13 protein-coding genes are annotated in these 15,775 nt (G+C 71.6%); 9 read left to right on the top strand and 4 right to left on the bottom strand.

Features of this window, described 5'->3' with window-relative positions; genetic code table 11:
• Window positions 1-161 precede the first annotated feature (161 nt).
• Window positions 162-2,765 carry a M16 family metallopeptidase gene (locus tag OZ403_RS05830; protein WP_268783663.1) on the top strand — a complete coding sequence of 868 codons (2,604 nt, stop codon included), beginning with the start codon at window positions 162-164 and terminating at the stop codon, window positions 2,763-2,765.
• 33 nt (window positions 2,766-2,798) lie between these two features.
• On the opposite strand, the gene OZ403_RS05825 is transcribed toward OZ403_RS05830, so the two are convergent.
• Complete coding sequence (locus OZ403_RS05825) at window positions 2,799-3,710, bottom strand: hypothetical protein (RefSeq protein WP_268783662.1); 912 nt, start codon at window positions 3,708-3,710, stop codon at window positions 2,799-2,801.
• 402 nt (window positions 3,711-4,112) lie between these two features.
• On the opposite strand from OZ403_RS05825, the gene OZ403_RS05820 reads away from it, so the two are divergent.
• The gene (locus OZ403_RS05820) at window positions 4,113-4,979 is read left to right on the top strand and encodes a 50S ribosomal protein L11 methyltransferase (protein ID WP_268783661.1); all 867 of its coding nucleotides are present in this window, start codon (window positions 4,113-4,115) and stop codon (window positions 4,977-4,979) included.
• A 136-nt stretch (window positions 4,980-5,115) separates the two neighbouring features.
• On the opposite strand, the gene OZ403_RS05815 is transcribed toward OZ403_RS05820, so the two are convergent.
• On the bottom strand, window positions 5,116-6,237 hold the full coding sequence (locus OZ403_RS05815) for a metal-dependent hydrolase (protein ID WP_268783660.1): 1,122 nt from the start codon (window positions 6,235-6,237) through the stop codon (window positions 5,116-5,118).
• An 86-nt stretch (window positions 6,238-6,323) separates the two neighbouring features.
• Between OZ403_RS05815 and OZ403_RS05810 the strand changes: the two genes are divergently transcribed.
• From OZ403_RS05810 to OZ403_RS05800, 3 genes are all read left to right on the top strand, one after another.
• Window positions 6,324-7,370, top strand: coding sequence for an AraC family transcriptional regulator (locus tag OZ403_RS05810; RefSeq protein WP_442929759.1), 1,047 nt, complete (start codon window positions 6,324-6,326; stop codon window positions 7,368-7,370).
• A gap of 107 nt (window positions 7,371-7,477) precedes the next feature.
• Window positions 7,478-7,969 (top strand): Mpo1 family 2-hydroxy fatty acid dioxygenase, encoded by a 492-nt coding sequence (locus OZ403_RS05805; RefSeq protein WP_140788047.1) that lies wholly within the window; start codon window positions 7,478-7,480, stop codon window positions 7,967-7,969.
• A 9-nt stretch (window positions 7,970-7,978) separates the two neighbouring features.
• Complete coding sequence (locus tag OZ403_RS05800; protein ID WP_140797411.1) at window positions 7,979-8,494, top strand: Mpo1-like protein; 516 nt, start codon at window positions 7,979-7,981, stop codon at window positions 8,492-8,494.
• Between the two features lie 22 nt (window positions 8,495-8,516).
• Here OZ403_RS05800 and OZ403_RS05795 read toward each other — a convergent pair whose 3' ends face one another.
• The gene (locus OZ403_RS05795) at window positions 8,517-9,761 is read right to left on the bottom strand and encodes an adenylate/guanylate cyclase domain-containing protein (protein WP_237078069.1); all 1,245 of its coding nucleotides are present in this window, start codon (window positions 9,759-9,761) and stop codon (window positions 8,517-8,519) included.
• A gap of 233 nt (window positions 9,762-9,994) precedes the next feature.
• Between OZ403_RS05795 and OZ403_RS05790 the strand changes: the two genes are divergently transcribed.
• Window positions 9,995-10,729, top strand: a complete 735-nt coding sequence (locus OZ403_RS05790) for a 16S rRNA (uracil(1498)-N(3))-methyltransferase (RefSeq protein ID WP_140873457.1) — start codon at window positions 9,995-9,997, stop codon at window positions 10,727-10,729.
• Window positions 10,730-10,839: 110 nt separating this feature from the next.
• Window positions 10,840-11,106: a GlsB/YeaQ/YmgE family stress response membrane protein gene (locus OZ403_RS05785; protein WP_090484944.1), complete on the top strand. Its 267-nt coding sequence runs from the start codon at window positions 10,840-10,842 to the stop codon at window positions 11,104-11,106.
• Window positions 11,107-11,564: 458 nt separating this feature from the next.
• On the opposite strand, the gene OZ403_RS05780 is transcribed toward OZ403_RS05785, so the two are convergent.
• Window positions 11,565-11,960, bottom strand: coding sequence for a hypothetical protein (locus OZ403_RS05780; RefSeq protein WP_140788038.1), 396 nt, complete (start codon window positions 11,958-11,960; stop codon window positions 11,565-11,567).
• Window positions 11,961-12,056: 96 nt separating this feature from the next.
• On the opposite strand from OZ403_RS05780, the gene OZ403_RS05775 reads away from it, so the two are divergent.
• Window positions 12,057-12,893 carry an RDD family protein gene (locus OZ403_RS05775; RefSeq protein ID WP_268783658.1) on the top strand — a complete coding sequence of 279 codons (837 nt, stop codon included), beginning with the start codon at window positions 12,057-12,059 and terminating at the stop codon, window positions 12,891-12,893.
• Window positions 12,894-12,945: 52 nt separating this feature from the next.
• Window positions 12,946-15,759, top strand: coding sequence for a FrgA protein (locus tag OZ403_RS05770; protein WP_268783657.1), 2,814 nt, complete (start codon window positions 12,946-12,948; stop codon window positions 15,757-15,759).
• Window positions 15,760-15,775: the final 16 nt, after the last annotated feature.

Raw genomic sequence — 15,775 nt, 5'->3', positions numbered from 1 at the left:
AGAGACGCGTGGGCATGGGCGCGTCCGAAGTCCATCCATCCGGTCGGACGGCAGCCGTACAGTCCCCTCGACGCCGAGGCTCCCGGGCGTTAGCCAGTGAGGGAAAACATCACACCTCGCCTTGCCCTCTCGGTGGGCCGGTGACAGCTTCGGAAGTTTCTATGGCCATCCGCTACGCGCTACCCAACGGGCTTACCGTTGTCTTCGAGGAGCAGCACGCCGCCAAGGTCGCGGCCTTCCAGGTCTGGGTCAAGGCCGGGAGCGCCGACGAGCGGCCGGACCAGGCGGGGCTGGCCCACCTGCACGAGCACATGCTCTTCAAGGGCACCGAGCGGCGCGGCCCCGGTGAGGTCGCCCGGGACGTGGAGTCCCACGGCGGCGAAATCAACGCCTGGACCTCCTACGACCAGACCGTCTACCACATCGTCATCGCCAGCCAGTTCGCCCGGATGGGCCTGGACATCCTGGGCGATGCGGTGCGCCGGTCGGCCTTCGACGCGGACGAGCTGTCGCGCGAAATCGAGGTGGTGTGCGAGGAAATCAAGCGCAGCCAGGACACGCCGTCCCGCCGTGCCTCGCGCGACCTCTTCTCCACCGCCTACCAGGTGCACCCCTACCGGCTGCCCGTCATCGGCACCGACGCGAGCGTGCGCGGCTTCACGCGGGAGAAGGTGCTGGAGTTCTACCACCGTCACTACACGCCGAAGAACCTGGTGCTGTCGGTGGCGGGAGACTTGCGCGAGGCGGACCTGCGCGAGTGGGTGGACGACATCTTCGGCGGCGACTGGGGCCGGCCGTATGAGGGCCGGGTAGCGCGCGCCCCAGAGCCCGTGGCCGCGGGCCGGCGCGTCCTGCTGCGCCCGGACGAGGTGAAGGAGGCCTACCTCCACCTGGCCTTTGGGATTCCCCAGGCGGACCACGAGGACGTGCCCGCGCTGGACGTGCTGGCGATGATTGCCGGCCAGGGCGACGCGTCCCGGCTGGTGCGCGAGGTGAAGCGCCGCCAGAACCTGGTCAACGACATCCACACCTTCGCCTATACGCCCACGGACCCGGGCATCTTCTCCGCGTCGCTGACGCTCCAGCCCGCCAACGCCGTCCGGGCGCTGGAGGAGACGGCGCGGGGACTGGCCACGCTGCGCGCCATGCCGGTGACGGCGGAGGAGCTGGCCACGGCCAAGGCGCTGGTGGAAGCAGAGGCCGTGTACCAGCGCGAGACGGTGCAGGGCGTGGCCCGGAAGATGGGCTTCTACCAGTCCGGCATGGGCAGCCTGGAGGCGGAGGCCCGCTACTACGAGGCCGTGCGCAACCTCACGCCCGAGCACCTGCGCGCCGCCGCCGAGCGCTACCTGCGCTTCGACCGCGCCGTCGTCACCGGCCTGCTGCCGGAGGGCACGCCGCTGACGGAGGCGCAGGTCCACGAGGTGCTGGATGCCGTGGACCGCGAGCCCGCCGCGGCGCCGCCCGAGCGCAAGCCGCGCAAGGTGGCCGTGGGTGACTCGCCGGTGCGCATCCTGAAGGGCGCGGGCTCTGGCCCCAGCGACATCATCACGGAGAAGCTGCCGTCGGGCGCGACGATTGTCGTGCGCGTGGAGCCCGCGGTGCCGCTGTTCGCCATTCGCGCCGCCTTCGCGGGCGGTCTGCGCTACGAGACGCCGGAGGACAACGGCATCACCACGCTGCTCACCCGCAGCATCACGCGGGGGACGCCGACGCACGACGCGGAGGAGGTCTCCGACCTCATCGACGCGTACGCGGGCAGCCTGGGTGGCCAGGGCGGACGCAACTCGGTGGGCCTGCGCGGCGAGTTCCTGTCGCGCCACTTCGAGCCGGCCTTCCGTCTCTTCGCGGACTGCCTGCTGAATCCCTCGTTCCCGGAGGCCGAGGTCGCCCGCGAGCGCACGCTGCTGCTCCAGGACATCCTCACGCGCGAGGACAAGCCGTCCAGCGTGGCCTTCGACCTGTTCAGCAAGACCATCTACCGCACGCACCCCTACCGGCTGCCCACCTCAGGTGAGCAGGCGTCCGTGGAGAAGCTGACGCCGGAGCTGCTGCGCGCGTGGCACGCGGCGCACATGGACCCGTCGCAGCTGACGCTCAGCGTGGTGGGTGACGTGAAGGTGGACGAGGTCATGGCCCTGGCGCGCGAGTACTTCGGCACGTCACGCGGAAAGGCGGCCCCGCCGCCGAAGGTGCCCCTGGAGGCGCCGCTGGACGGGCCTCGCGAGGCGAAGAAGGTGTTGGCGCGGGCCCAGGCGCACCTGGTGCTCGGCTTCCCGGGCGGCCGGGTGGGCGACCCGTGGCAGCACGCGCTGGAGGTGCTCTCCACGGTGCTGTCCGGCCAGGGCGGGCGGCTCTTCGTGGAGCTGCGGGACAAGCGCTCCATGGCGTACAGCGTCAGCTCGTTCGCCATCGAAGGCGTGGATCCGGGCTACTTCGCCACGTACATGGGCACCAGTCCTGAGAAGGTGGACGCGGCGCTGGCCGGCATCCGCGCGGAGCTGGAGCGCGTGCGCGACGAGCCCATCCCCGCCGAGGAGCTCGCGCGCGCCAAGCAGCACCTCATTGGCACGCACGAGATTGGCCTGCAGCGCAACGGCTCGCGTGCGGCGGTGCTGGCGCTGGACACCTGCTACGGCCTGGGCCTGGAGAACTTCCTCCACTACGCGGACCACGTCGCCAAGGTGACGGCGGACGACGTGCGCGATGTGGCGCGAAGAATCATCAACTTCGACCGCAGCGCGCTGGCCATCGTCGGCCCGTAGCGACCCGGTGTCCCTCGGGAAGACGCGCCGCCCCTAGAGGGCGGTGCTCCCGAGGGCGCCTTCGATGGCTTCGAGCAGGGGCTGTGCCGGAGCGCCCGGAAGCGTCGTGCAGCCCCGTGCCAGCTCCCGCTTCATCCGCAGTCGGTCCGGGTGTGAGCGTGCCTCTCCGGCCAGCGCCTCCGGGTCCACCGGCGTGGCCAGCAGCGTCGCGCAGGTGCGGAAGGTCTCCAGCCGGTCCAGGTCCTCTTCTTCCAGCGTGACGGGCGTGCCATCCAGCGCCAGTCCGACGAAGGACAGCCGCCGAACCTCGTCCGCCGTCAGCACCAGCGCCCCGTTGAGGGTGAGCCGGGGTGGAAGCTGCGGGCCCGGCCCTCCCGCCAGTTCCACCACGCCGTCCACGGGCTTGGGCTGGCAGGGCACCTCGCGCAAGGACAGCAACTCATCCGTCTTGCGCGTCTCCCGCGTCTCGCCGCTGCGGGAGATTTGGACGATGCCGGCCACCACCGCGGGTACACCGACAATGAGCAGCCCCAAGCCCCACCCCGTGGCGACGTCGCGGCTGGAGGCGCCGTAACGGCCCTGCTCATCGATGGCGGAGCGGTTCGGCGTGTCCGAGAACAGCGTGCGGCCCACCAGCAGCGTCCCGCCCAGCACCGTGAGAATGCCTCCGGTGCTCACCGCCGCCGCCGCGCCCGTGTTGCTGTGCGTGGAGATGATGTCCTCCGCGTACTCCCCATGCTGCTCGGTGCGGCAGATGTCCGACGAGGAGAACGCCAGCGTGAGTTGGGGCCACTGCACCTGCGTCGTGGCGAAGGGGATGCGCTCGTTCAGCGCCTTCTCCTGGGAGTAGGTCCGCAAGAGCGGCCCGCGCTCCGTCCTCCGCTCCACGTCCAGCGGCGCGCACCCCACCGCCATCACCAACACCGCCGCCCCCAGACGCTTCATGGTTGGCCCTCCCGGAAGAAGCCCGCGACATCCGGGCACTCGGTGAGAAACCGCGTCGCGTCCGCACAGGTCGGGGGATGGTCCGTGGACGTGCCCCAGCTGAGCAGAGGCTCGCGGCACTCCAAGACGCGCTCCCGCGAGGGAGTTGCGAAGGCAAAGGCGTCGCCCTCGCAGCCCGTCCGCTGGAGGAGGGTGGCCTCGCAGCTCAGCCCCAGGTCAAGCTGCACCGCCACGCCGGGACAGGCCGCCGCCGACCGGCAAAGCCGGACGACGACATCCCGACAGACCGCGGCATCCGGCGCGTCCGGACCCGAGCAGGCAGTCAGGCAGATCAGGGGCCACCAGCGAATGAGGCATCTCACGGCGCTTCCACGCTAGCCACGCTGGGATTAAAGGGCCCGCATGTCCCAGACCTATCTGTCACTCACAGTGGAGTTGCCCGAGGAAGCGTCCGAGGCCGTACAGGACCTCCTCCACGAGTCGGGCGCGCTGGGCCTCGAGGTGCGGGACCGCGAAGCGCCCCTCATGCCGGGCGTGCGCGGACCGAACCCTGGCGAGGCCATCATCATTGGCTACTTCGACGAGCGCGACACGGCCGAGTCCGCCCGTGACGAGGTAGCGGAATCCTTCCCCGAGGCGAAGCTCACCTTGGATGAACAGCCCCAGCAGGACTGGAGCAACGAGTGGAAGTCACTCATCAAGTCCGTGCATGTGGGCAGGTTGTGGGTCGGTCCGCCGTGGGACAAGGCGAACGCGCCCGCGGGCACCGTACAGCTCGTGATTGAGCCGAAGATGGCCTTTGGCACCGGCGACCACCCGACGACGTCCCTGTGCCTGGCCGCGGTGGACGCGTACATGGCGGAGCACCCGGGCGCCGCAGTCCTGGACGTGGGCACCGGCACGGGCGTGCTGGCCATCGCCGCGAAGAAGCTGGGCGCGGGCCGCACCGTGGCCACCGACAACGACCCCATCTCCGTGGAGCTGGCGCAGGAGAACCAGGTGGAGAACGGTACGCCGGACATCGAGGTCTCCGGCAAGGAGCTGACCCAGGTGGAGGGCACCTTCGACCTGGTGCTCGCCAATATTCTGGCCAACACGCTCATCGAGCTGGCCCCGCTGATTGTGGCGAAGACGAAGGACCGGCTCGTGCTGGCGGGTGTGCTCTCCCACCAGCGCGTGGACGTGGAGGCCGCCTACCGCAACCTGGGCCTCACCGTGCTGACCGGCGCCACCCAGGGCGAATGGGTGCGCATCGACCTGCAGCGCTGAGTGAAACGCCGGGCGCCGTCCCCGTGAGGAATGCGCGGGGACGGCGGCCCTGGGGTGCCAGGCATCGCTCGCAGGCGCCTGCCTTGACACCGGCTCCACCTCCCGCCCGGCATCGCGAGCGGCGGAGGACATGCCCCTACGGCCGTTCGACCCGGACGGGGCGCAGCGCACCATCCAGCACCACCACCGCCGTGCCCAAGCCGCCGCTCTGCATCCGGGAGTAACGGACGTCGCGGATGGTGACGCGCCATCCATCGGCGCGCTCATCCACTTGATACGTGGGCAGGCGCAGCCAGTTGGCCAGCCCTCGAATCTGCGGCGCCGACAACGCGGCCTGGATGACGGGCCCGGGCTGGGCTTCACGCGGCACGCTGGCGTCACTGATGCGGAAGCGGCCTGCGTCGTCCGCCAGGAAGTCGGCTCGGACGAAGTGGTAGCGGTCCGGCCCCAAGGCGATGATGTCCCGCACGAAGGGGTTGGCCGGCAGCGGTCCCGCGATGGCGCGCTCCACGGGGAGGCTCTGCGAGCGGAGCCATTCCAGCGCACGCGGCGCGGCCACCTGCGAGCCCACGAAGATGGCCCCCAGGTAGAGCAACAGGCCCACGCCGCAGACCTGGGCCACACGCTGCGCGGAGAGGACGTGGGTCCCACGCAGCCGCAACCAGACGATGGCGGCCACGCCCACGGCCCACATCACCTTCGCGGGCCACGGGACGAACGCGGGAACCATGATGAGCGCGGTGGAGGCCACTCCGAGCACCACCCACCCTGCGGCGGACCTGCGCGTGCGCGCATCCGCCATGATGACGGCGGCGCCCGCGAGCAGCCACACCCACGGGTCGATGATGAAGAGCGCGTCGCCGTAGAACCACGTCCCGTCAAAGGGCATCAGCAGTCGGACGCCATACGTGTTGAGCCAATCCAGTGCGGGGTGGCTCAGCACCGACAACGTGGACAACACCAGCAGTGGCCCGAAGCGAGCCGGCGGCAGGTCCGGATGCCTGCGCCTGCGCACGTACCGGTCCCAGAGCAGCATCAACCCGGTGAGAACAAAGGGCCACAAGGCCAGGGCGAGCACACCGTGCGTCCAGCCCCGGCGCCAGTAGAGCGAAGCATCCGAGCCCGCCAGGGTGACGAGGCCATCGACATCCGGCAGGTTGGCGCCGATGACGAGCGTCGCGGTGGCCAGCGGCGTGGTGCGCTTCAGCCCCGCCTCCGCCATCCACGCGCCGACGAGCGAGTGAGCCAGATTGTCCATGCCGCCACTCTAGACATGCCCGCACTGGCAGGCGCCTCTCCAGGGAGGTGGGCCCCGCGCCCGAGACACGGTAGCGTCCCGCCCGCGTGGAGACGCCGCCCCCTTCCCGGCCACCAACCGACGTCCGCTCCCAGCTCGTGGGACCGATGCTCGCCTACCTGCGCGCGACGGGGCGCGACCCGTCCCCGCTGGTGGAGCGTTTCGGGCTGCCCGTCAACGCGAGCGCACTGCCCGAAGTCACCCTCCCGCTGGCCACCCTGCACGCCTTCCTCGACGCGGCCGAGGCCCTGTCCGAAGACGCCTTCCTCGGCCTGCACGTGGCGCAGCGAGTCCCGCGCGGAAACTACGGACTGGTGGAGTACATCGCCCGGGCCTCCCCCACCGTCCGCGACACCTTCCGCGCGCTGGCCCGGTACATGGCGCTGCTGGAGCCCGCCTGGCGCGCCTCCTTCCAGGACGCAGCGGACGGCAGCGGCACTTTCGTCTACGGCATCCCCGGCGAGCCCCTGGCCTACGGCCGCCACGCCAGCGAGTTCGGACTGGCCCTCTTCGTCCACGTCGGGCGACAGCTCACCGAACACCCGTGGAATCCGCGCCACATCTCCTTCGCCCACCCCGCCCCCGCGGACCTCCGCCCGCTCGAGGAGCACTTCGGCGTCACCCCGGCCTTCGACGCGGGCCGCAACGCCCTGACGCTGGACGCGGCCACGCTGGCGCTGCGCGTGGTGGACGCGGACCCCGTCCTCCTCTCCGTCCTGGAGCGCGCCGCCGGCACACCCGCCGCCGAGCCGCCGTCGGCGCCCCCCACGCCCCCCTTCCTGCAACAGGTCCGCGACGCCCTCCGTGCCTCCCTGCGCGACGGAGCGCCGCAGATGGGCGACGTGGCCCGGCAGCTCCACGTCAGCCCCCGCACCCTCCAGCGCCGGCTCGCCGAACACGCCACGTCCTTCCAGGACGAGGTCGACGCAGTGCGCCGTGAGCTGGCCTTCGACTACCTGCGGGACGCGCACCTGGGGGTCAGCGAGGTGGCCTTCCTCCTGGGGTACTCGGAGCTGAGCACCTTCGACCGCGCCTTCAAGCGGTGGACGGGCATGACGCCCCGCGTCTGGCGCGAAAGGCCTGACGCGGGCTGAGCCCGGGTGGCGTGCTCGGCCAGGAGATTGGCGTCCGCGGCCAGGAAACCCGGCGCCACTTCCCCTACGCTGCGGAGCATCCACACCCCTTCGCTTCCGGAGGACGCATGCTCAAGCCCCATGTGGTCGCCCTCTTCGACGAGTACTACTCCTCGCATCAGCACCCGACGAACCGGCTGACGCACAAGATCGCCATCCCGCTCATCGTGCTCCACATCGTCGCGATGCTGGACTGGGTGCACCTGCTGGCGGTGCCCGCGATTCCCGGCGGCTCGCTGACGCTGGGCATGGTGGTGTTGGCCCTGGCCACCGTCTGGTACCTGCGCGCCGACGTGAAGCTGGGCATCATCGTGGTGCTCTTCATGGCCGCGTGCTTCCCGGTGGGCCGGATGATGCCCACGTGGAGCGTGGTGGTCATCGCCGCGTTCGCGTGGCTGGTGCAGCTGGCCGGGCACAGCGTGTGGGAGAAGAAGTCGCCTTCCTTCCTCACCAACCTGGTGCACGCGCTGGTGGGTCCGCTCTTCTTCGTGGCGGTGCTCCTGGGCGACTACGTCCTCAAGCCGCAGCAGCAGGCCGCCACCACGCCGGTCCGCGCGTAGTCCCACGCCATGACGAGCTTCGCCGACAAGCTGCGCGTCTGGTTGCCCCTGCATGAGAACGGCGTCAGCCGCGCCGTGCACTTCGTGGGGGCCTACATGTTCATCTTCGCGTTGCTCGTTCCGCTCAGCTTCGTCCGGATGCCCGTGGGTGACGTGGCGCTCACGGCGGCGCACGTGCTGCTGCTCGCGGTGGTCCTCTACGCCCTCTCCTTGGAGTGGACGGCGGGGCTGCTGATGGCACTGCCCCTGGCGCCCACGCTGCTCGCCGCGGAGGCCGTCGTCGCGAGGTTTCCGGTGGGCACCGCCGCCGCGGTGGCGGTGGGCGTCATGGCCGTGCGTTTCGCGCTCGTCGTCGGCGCGCACGTCGTCTTCGAGAAGAAGACGCATGGCCTGTCCCTGGGCGGGCCCCTGCTCTTCTTCATCGAGCCCGTCTACCTGCTCACCGTGGCCCTGTTCTCCCTGGGCATGAAGCAGACGCTGCGGGCCGAGGTGACGACGGGCCCCGGCGTGTCACAGCCCGCCTGAGCGCCCAAGCCGCGGCAAGGCGCTACGTGCCCGCCGCGGCCTTGAGTACGGGCGGTACGTCCTCATGGGTGCGCGGGCCGTGCAGGGAGTAGACGACCACGGACTCCCGCCGGCCCTTCACGTGCGCTTCGCCCAGGCGCTCGCCCATGAAGTGCCCGCCGCTCATCTGCCACGTCCGCTCGCTCACCAGGATGTCCACGCCGTGTGACTTGGTGAGGCCCTCCACGCGAGACGCCAGGTTCACCGCGTCACCGATGACGGTGTACTCGTGCTGCTCGGCGCCGCCGAGCATGCCCGCCGCCACCATGCCAGTGTGCAGCCCGATGCCGATGCGCAGCGGCGGCAGGCCTCGCTGCACGCGCTGGGCGTTGATGTCCTCCAGCTTGGCGCGCATGTCGAGCGCCGCCCGGATGGCCAGCTCCGCGTGGTCCTCGCGCGCATCCGGAACGCCCCAGCACGCGAGCATCCCGTCACCCAGGAACTTGTTCACGATGCCGTGGCGCGCCATGACGATGTGGGCCATGTGCCCGAAGTAGTCGTCCAGCAACTCCAGCACCTGTCCCGGTTCCAGCGTCTCGCTCAGCGTGGTGAAGTCGCGGATGTCGCTGAAGAGGATGGTGACGTCGCGCTGCACCGGCTGGAGGGAGTCATCCCCCAGTTGCATCACCCGCTCCACCACCTGCCGGGGCAGGAAGCGGGACAGGCCGTCGCGGCGGCGCAGGTTGAGGAACATGCCGCCCACGTCCGAGTTCGTCAGCGCGATGAGCGCGCCCAGGGCCGCGTAGCAAATGAGGACGAAGCTGGTGCGCGCCACCGAGCCGTGCCCCGTCATCCACGCGACCAGCGCGTAGGCACCGCTGGACAACACCGTGGACAGCAGCACGTGCCACCACGAGTAGCGCACCACGGAGAACGCCAGCACCATGCCCAGGCTGGCACACAACATGCCGGCATCGAAGACGCCGGAGATGCGCCAGGTGTGCCACGCCATGAAGGAGAAGAAGCTGGTGTCCGCCAGCGCCGTGGGCACGGGCAACCACCGGGCCCGGTTCGGGTGCGGCTTCTGGAGGAGCAGCACGACGATGGCGACGACGGAGAAGAGCACGTACGCGGCCATCGCCTGCAGGCGCACGCCGTCCACCGGTGCCGAGTACGTCTCCCCGCCGCCCCAGGCGATGACGACCTGGCTGACCACCATCAGCAACACCACCAGGACGCGGACGATGGCCACGCGGCGCTCGCCCTGCAGCGAGCTGGTTGCCAGCACCACATCTTCGTTGGAGTGTGATGTGCCTTTGTCGCTGCGGCGCATGGTGACGAGCACTGCCCGCTATCGTGCCTCAACTCCCCCACGGACAGCGAGCGCCCCAGGCTTCCGCAGTCAGCGCATCTTTTGCGCCTGCCAGGACGCGTACGGAGCAACTGTCTGCCGACCTGACACCTTGAAGTCGGTGGCCCCCAGGGTCAGAGTCCAGCCCCCCGCGCTCTGGAGAAATCGCCTTGGTCCGCCTCTTCGCCCCGTTGCCCGAGCCCGCTCCCGCTGAAGTGGAGCTGACCGGCGAGCGTCGTCACTACCTCCTGCATGTCCTGCGGCTGGAGGAAGGCGACGCGCTGGAGGTCTTCGACGGGAAGGGCCGGGCCTTCGAGGCCCGCGTCGCCCACGTCACGCCGGATGTCGTGCGCGTGACGCTGGGCACCGCGCGCGTGGCCCCCCCGCGCCGCGAGGTCAGCATCCTTCAAGGGCTGCCCAAGGGCGACAAGCTGGAGCTGGTGCTCCAGAAAGGCACCGAGCTGGGCGCCACCGCCTTCCACCCCGTGGCCACGGCGCGAAGTGTCGTGAAGCTCGAGCCCAAGCGCGCGGAGGAGCGCACCTCCCGGTGGACGAAGATTGTCGAGGAGGCCGCGCGGCAGTGCCGCAGGAACGACGTGCCACGCGTGGCCACGCCCGCCCCACTGCTGGATGCGGCTCGCTCGCTGCCCGCGGGCACCGTGCTGCTCGTGCTCGACGAGGAAGAGTCGGCCGTGCCCCTGGGCGAAGCGTTCCGGGCCGCGGGCGCGGGCACCGCCGTGGCACTGGTGATTGGCCCCGAAGGGGGGCTTGCGCGTGAAGAAGTGGACGCCTTGAAGGCCCTGGGCGCGCGGCCAGTCACCCTGGGCAAGCGCATCCTCCGTACCGAGACGGCGGCGCTCGCGGCGCTGGCGGTGATGATGCACCTGGACGGCGAACTCGGGTAGTAGGGGGGCAGCCGACCGCACGGCGTGGGCGGTTCACACTGTCCGAAGATGATTCCTACGTTTCTGCCGTAGGGGACCTCAGGGGGACCCTCAACACAGGAGAGACACTCATGGGGATCATCGCATTCATCGTCATCGGCCTCATCGCGGGTCTCATCGCCCGCGCCATCCTCCCCGGGAAGCAGAGCATGGGGCTCATCGCAACGACCTTGCTCGGCATGGTCGGTTCGCTCGTGGGCGGCCTTGTCGGTTCGCTGTTCCAGCGTGATGGTCGGCTCTTCGACCTGAGGCCTTCAGGCATCATCATGTCGGTGATTGGCGCAATCGTCGTGCTCCTGCTGGTGGGCGCAGCCGGGCGGCGACGGGTACATGCCTGAGAGTGAAGGACTCTCCACGCGATGTCCCCCGTGGGACACGCGCATGACACGGTGATGAGCCCCTGACGGTCCTTCGAGCGAGGGACCTCGGGGGCTCGCACTTTTCTTGCCCCCGGCTCATGGCTGTCTTTTCATGTAGCAGTCGTCCAGCCGGGAGGAGTCCGTTGTCCAAGTGCTTGAAGTGCGGTGCCATGCTTCCACCCGTGGGTGAGTGCGCGGCCTGCGACACCGTCACTGTCCGCTCACCCGGAGTGCCCAGCCTCCTCGATCGCGACATCCGCATCGACCGCCGCACGGAGCAACGCGAGGAAGAGCTGTCGACGCTCCCGGGCACGCCCGCGTTCGCCGACCTGGCGCAGCATGCGCCGCCGCCGCCCCCTTCCGTCGCCCCCCTGTCCACGCCGCTGCCGGGCCCCGCCATGCCTCGCGCGGCGCAGCCCGCCGCCACGCCCCGGCCACTACAACAGCCGGGTGCCGCCGCCCTCCGCGCCGCGCAGCCGGGTGCCGCGCCCCAGCAGGCCGGTGCCGCGCAGCCGAGTGCCGCTGCCCCTTGGGCCGCCGCGCCTCAGCAGGCCGCGCCCCGCGCCCCGCAGCCCGGTGCCGCCGCGCCTCAGCAGGCCGGAGCCGCTCAGCCGGGTGTCGCCGCGCCTCGCGCCGCTCAGCCGGGTGTCGCCGCGCCTCGTCCCGCTCAGCCCGTAGCCGCGCCCCAGCAGGCTGCGCCCCGCGCCGCGCAGCCCGGTGCCGCCGCGCTTCAGCAGCCCGGTGCCGCACTCCCCCACGCCTCGCCGCCGGGCGCCACCGCGCCTCAGCAGGCCGCACCTCGGTCCGCGCAGCCTGGCGCTGCACCTCCGCATGCGGGAGCCGCATTGCCTCACGCCGCGCCGCGCCCGCCTCAGCCAGGAGCCGCCGCGCCGCGCGCCGCTCAGCCCCAGCCCGCGACGGGTTCTCCCATGACGCCGGCCTATGGAACGCCGCCGGTGGCGCCCGCGCCGCGCCCGCAGGCCCCGGCACAGCTGGCGGCTCCTTCTATCGCGCCCGTTGGCCTGCCCCGCATGGAGCACGCGGCGCCTCCCGCGGGCCTGCCCCGCATGGAGCAGGCGGCGCCTCCCGCCGCGTCTACCTCCGGACTGCCTCGCATGGAGCACGCGGAAGCCGCCTCCACGGGTCTCCCGCCGATGGAGTCCCCGGCCGCGGCCCCTTCGGCCCTGCCGCACATGGAGCCGCTCCTCCCCGGCGTGTCCGTGGGGGTGGCGCGCTCCGAGGCCATCAAGGCGCCCCCGTCCAAGGCGCAGGTCAAGTCCGCCTCGGGCGTCACGGAAGTGCGCGCCCGCCCGGCCTCCCTGTGGCGGCGGCTGCTCTCCTTCACCATCGACACGGCGGCCATCGCCGGCGTGGCGGCGCTCTACATCACCCTTGCCTCGTCGGTGACGGGGCTGAAGACGCCGGAAGCGGGGCTGACGGGGTTTGATGCCTTCGTGGCCTGGCTGCGCGCCTTCCACACCATCCTCCTGCCCGGGTTTTTCCTCGTTCTGGTGCTCGCGCTCGTATACTGCGCGGTGGCGGCCTTCCTCTGGAACGGCCGGACGCTCGGACGGCTGGTCCTGGGGCTGCGGCTGGTGGACACACATGGGATCGCCCCGGCACCGGGACGAGCCATCGTGCGCGCCCTGCTTTCCGGCGTGTCCTTCGTCTTCTTCCTTGGTGGCTTCTGGATGGCGCTTTTCGACCGGCGCGGGCAGACGCTTCATGACAAGCTGACGTCCACCTTCGTCGTTCAACCGAGCTGAACCACCGGCTCATTGTGCCTTGCGGCCGCGGCCGTAAGATGCCGCGTCCTACATGCCCGCCCGTCTCGCCCAGTTCCTCGTCTCACGCATGCTTCTCACGCAGGAGAGGGCGGGGGAGGTGCTGCGTCAGCACCAGACCCTGGGCGGGCAGGTGGACTCCGTGCTGTTGGAGCAGGGCGTCGCCAGCGAGGCGGATGTGCTCGCGATGCTCGGAGAGGTCTCCGGCTTCATGCCGGTGAACCTGATGGACTTCGAGCCCAATCCCGAAGTCGCCTCCTTCATCCCGCCCAAAATCGCCGAGCGCCTGTGCGTCGTCCCCCTGTCCCTGGACGGCAACACGCTGCACGTCGCCAGCGGCTACCCGGTGCCCAAGAAGGAGCTCGACGAGGTCGGCTTCCTCCTGGGCAAGCCGCTCGAGCTCTGGGTGGCCACCGAGGTGCGCGTCCGCGAGTGGGTCTCCACCATCTATCGCCAGCCCCTGGCCCCGCGCTTCGCGAAGCTCGCGGCGGCGTTGGATCCGGAAGCCCAGGCGGCCACGCCGCCACCGCCGCCCGCCGCGGCCATGGAAGAGGAGTCGCTCACCGCGGACATGGTGGAGCGGTTGGCTCGCTCCGTCGCGCAAGAGCCCCTCGCCGTGGAGACCAGCGCAGCGGCCCCTCGTCCCGAAGCCCCCGCGAGCCCCCAGCGGCCGCCCCCGCCTCCGCCGGAAGCCCTCACGCCGGGCACCGAACCCCTTCCGCCGCCAGGGCCTCCCGCCTTCGTCCGGGCACCGCTGCGACTGAACATGCCGCAGGCCGAAGCGCCCGCGCGTCCGGCGCAGCGTCCCAACCCGCAGGCCGCGCAGATTCCGGTGCTGCCCTTCGCGCCAGCCCCGGGCACGGCGCCGTCCAGCTCGAACCTCCCCACGCCGGCGAGCCCCCCTGCGGCGACGCTCCCTCCCAGAGCCCCCGCGACGGCGCCCGCCCCCAAGCCGGCCGCGTCCTCCGCCCCTCCGGCCCCGCTGGGAGCACGCGCACCGGCGCAGTCCGGCACGGCAGCCCCCGCTTCGGGACAGCCCCAGGTGTGGCCTCCGGCCCAGGCCGGCGCCACCGGGACGCCGCAGGTGTGGCCTCCCGCGCCGGCGCAGCCGACCGCGCCGCCCACGCTGCATTTCGCCACGCCGGTGGCGCCGCCTCCGAAGCCCGCGGCGGCTCCGCGCAGCGAGCCCGCGTTCCTCGTCTTCCCGAACCCCGGCGCCGCGCAGAACGCGCCGCCGCCCCGTCCCAAGCCCGCCTCCCTGGAGAGCCGTCCCCCGGCTCCGCCCTCGAGCCAGGACGTACCGGACTGGACGCTGGCCCAGGCGCGCGCCGCGCTGAAGGAAGCCACCAAGGACCGCGACCGCCTCATCGACGTCGCGCTGCGCTTCGGCCGCCGGACCTTCGACTACGTCGCCTCCTTCGCCGTGCTGCGGGGCGGCGCTACGGGCCTGGAGGCTCGCGGCGAGGGCATGGCGGGAGAGCAGCTCACGCAGGTGTCCATCCCGCTGGATGCCAGCAGCGTCTTCCGCACGGTGGCCGTCACCCGCGGCAGCTACGCGGGCCCGCTGCCCCCGGACGCGCTCACGCGGCACTACCTGGAGCTGTTCGGACGCCAGACGCCGCGCACCGTCTTCCTGTACCCGGTCGAGGTGAAGGGCCGGCTGGTGGCCATCCTCTACGGTGACTGCGGCCAGCGGCCCATCAGCCAGCGCCGTCTGTCCGACTACATCCTGTTCTGCCAGGACCTGCCGGCGGCCTTCCAGGAGCTCATCCTCTTCCGCAAGCAGCGCGTGTCGGAGCTACGCGCGCCGGACGAGATGGAGCTCACCATCGACGTGGACCTGCCCGTGGCCCCCGCGCCCGCGCCGGCCCCCGCGGTGGTCGCCGGCCTGGGCTGGAGCCCCTTCTTCGGCCGTGGTGCCACCGGCAACATGGGCCGCGCCGCCGCGCTGCCGCCGCGCGCGCAGTCGCAAGAGGAGCGCCCGCCGCCGGACTTCGCGCCGCTGCTGCGCCGCCTCACCGGTCCGGACGCCGCGCAGCGCGCCAACGCCATGGCGGAGCTGGCGCGCTCGCCCGAGGCCAGCGCCCGTGTGCTGGCCCAGCACTTCCCTGGCCCCACCGCCTGGAGCCGGCTGCCCGTGGTGGAGCTGCCCGAGGCGGACGAGCTAGGCCCCATCCCCGGCGCGCTGTCCCGGCTGGGCCGCCCCGCCGCGCAGGCCGTGTCGCCGCTGCTGGATTCCCAGGACGCGGACACGCGCTACTTCGCGCTGCTCACCGCCGGCAACCTGCCCTACGTGGAGCTGGTGGACGGCGTGCTGCGCGGTCTGTTCGACCTGGAGCCGGACATCTCCAGCGCCGCGCGCGTGGCCGCCGCCGCGCTCAAGCAGCTGCCCCGGCTGGACGCCTCCCTGCGCGACCTGCGCCACGAGCTGAACAGCCGCGACCCGCTGCGCCGCTCGCTGGCCGCGCGCGCCCTGGGCACGCTGCATGACCGCGACGCGATTGAGGGCCTCATCCGCCTCACGGGCGGCGACGACGAGATGTGCGCCCAGGCCTCGGCGGAGGCGCTGCGGGAAGTGACGCGCGCCACGCTGGGACTGGACCCGCGTCAGTGGTCGGCGTGGTGGGCGGAGAATCGCAGCCGCCGCCGCGCGGACTGGCTCGTCTCCGCGCTGCGCCACCGCGAGCTGGACGTGCGGCTGGCGGCCATCGAGGAGCTGAGCCGCGCGCTGCACGACACGCTGGGCTACTACGCGGATGCCGCCGAAGCCGAGCGTGAGCAGGCAGTGCGCCGCTGGGAGGCCGCGGCGGTGGAGCCGGCCAACGCGCGCCGGCTGGGCATGCTCTAGTCCCCTGCATCGGAGC

It is taken from the genome of Myxococcus sp. NMCA1, assembly GCF_026810205.1.
GTDB classification, from domain to species: Bacteria; Myxococcota; Myxococcia; order Myxococcales; family Myxococcaceae; genus Myxococcus; species Myxococcus xanthus_A.
The sequence above is the reverse complement of the archived record's forward strand: the minus strand, read 5'-3'. Positions and strand labels throughout refer to the sequence as shown.

What these genes read in the sequence shown, in the direction of transcription:
- OZ403_RS05830 (WP_268783663.1), top strand. Translation starts at nt 162, where the DNA reads ATGGCCATCCGCTACGCGCTACCCAACGGGCTTACCGTTGTCTTCGAG.
- OZ403_RS05825 (WP_268783662.1), bottom strand. Translation starts at nt 3,710, where the DNA reads ATGAAGCGTCTGGGGGCGGCGGTGTTGGTGATGGCGGTGGGGTGCGCG.
- OZ403_RS05820 (WP_268783661.1), top strand. Translation starts at nt 4,113, where the DNA reads ATGTCCCAGACCTATCTGTCACTCACAGTGGAGTTGCCCGAGGAAGCG.
- OZ403_RS05815 (WP_268783660.1), bottom strand. Translation starts at nt 6,237, where the DNA reads ATGGACAATCTGGCTCACTCGCTCGTCGGCGCGTGGATGGCGGAGGCG.
- OZ403_RS05805 (WP_140788047.1), top strand. Translation starts at nt 7,478, where the DNA reads ATGCTCAAGCCCCATGTGGTCGCCCTCTTCGACGAGTACTACTCCTCG.
- OZ403_RS05800 (WP_140797411.1), top strand. Translation starts at nt 7,979, where the DNA reads ATGACGAGCTTCGCCGACAAGCTGCGCGTCTGGTTGCCCCTGCATGAG.
- OZ403_RS05785 (WP_090484944.1), top strand. Translation starts at nt 10,840, where the DNA reads ATGGGGATCATCGCATTCATCGTCATCGGCCTCATCGCGGGTCTCATC.
- OZ403_RS05780 (WP_140788038.1), bottom strand. Translation starts at nt 11,960, where the DNA reads ATGCGGAGGTGCAGCGCCAGGCTGCGCGGACCGAGGTGCGGCCTGCTG.
- OZ403_RS05775 (WP_268783658.1), top strand. Translation starts at nt 12,057, where the DNA reads ATGACGCCGGCCTATGGAACGCCGCCGGTGGCGCCCGCGCCGCGCCCG.
- OZ403_RS05770 (WP_268783657.1), top strand. Translation starts at nt 12,946, where the DNA reads ATGCCCGCCCGTCTCGCCCAGTTCCTCGTCTCACGCATGCTTCTCACG.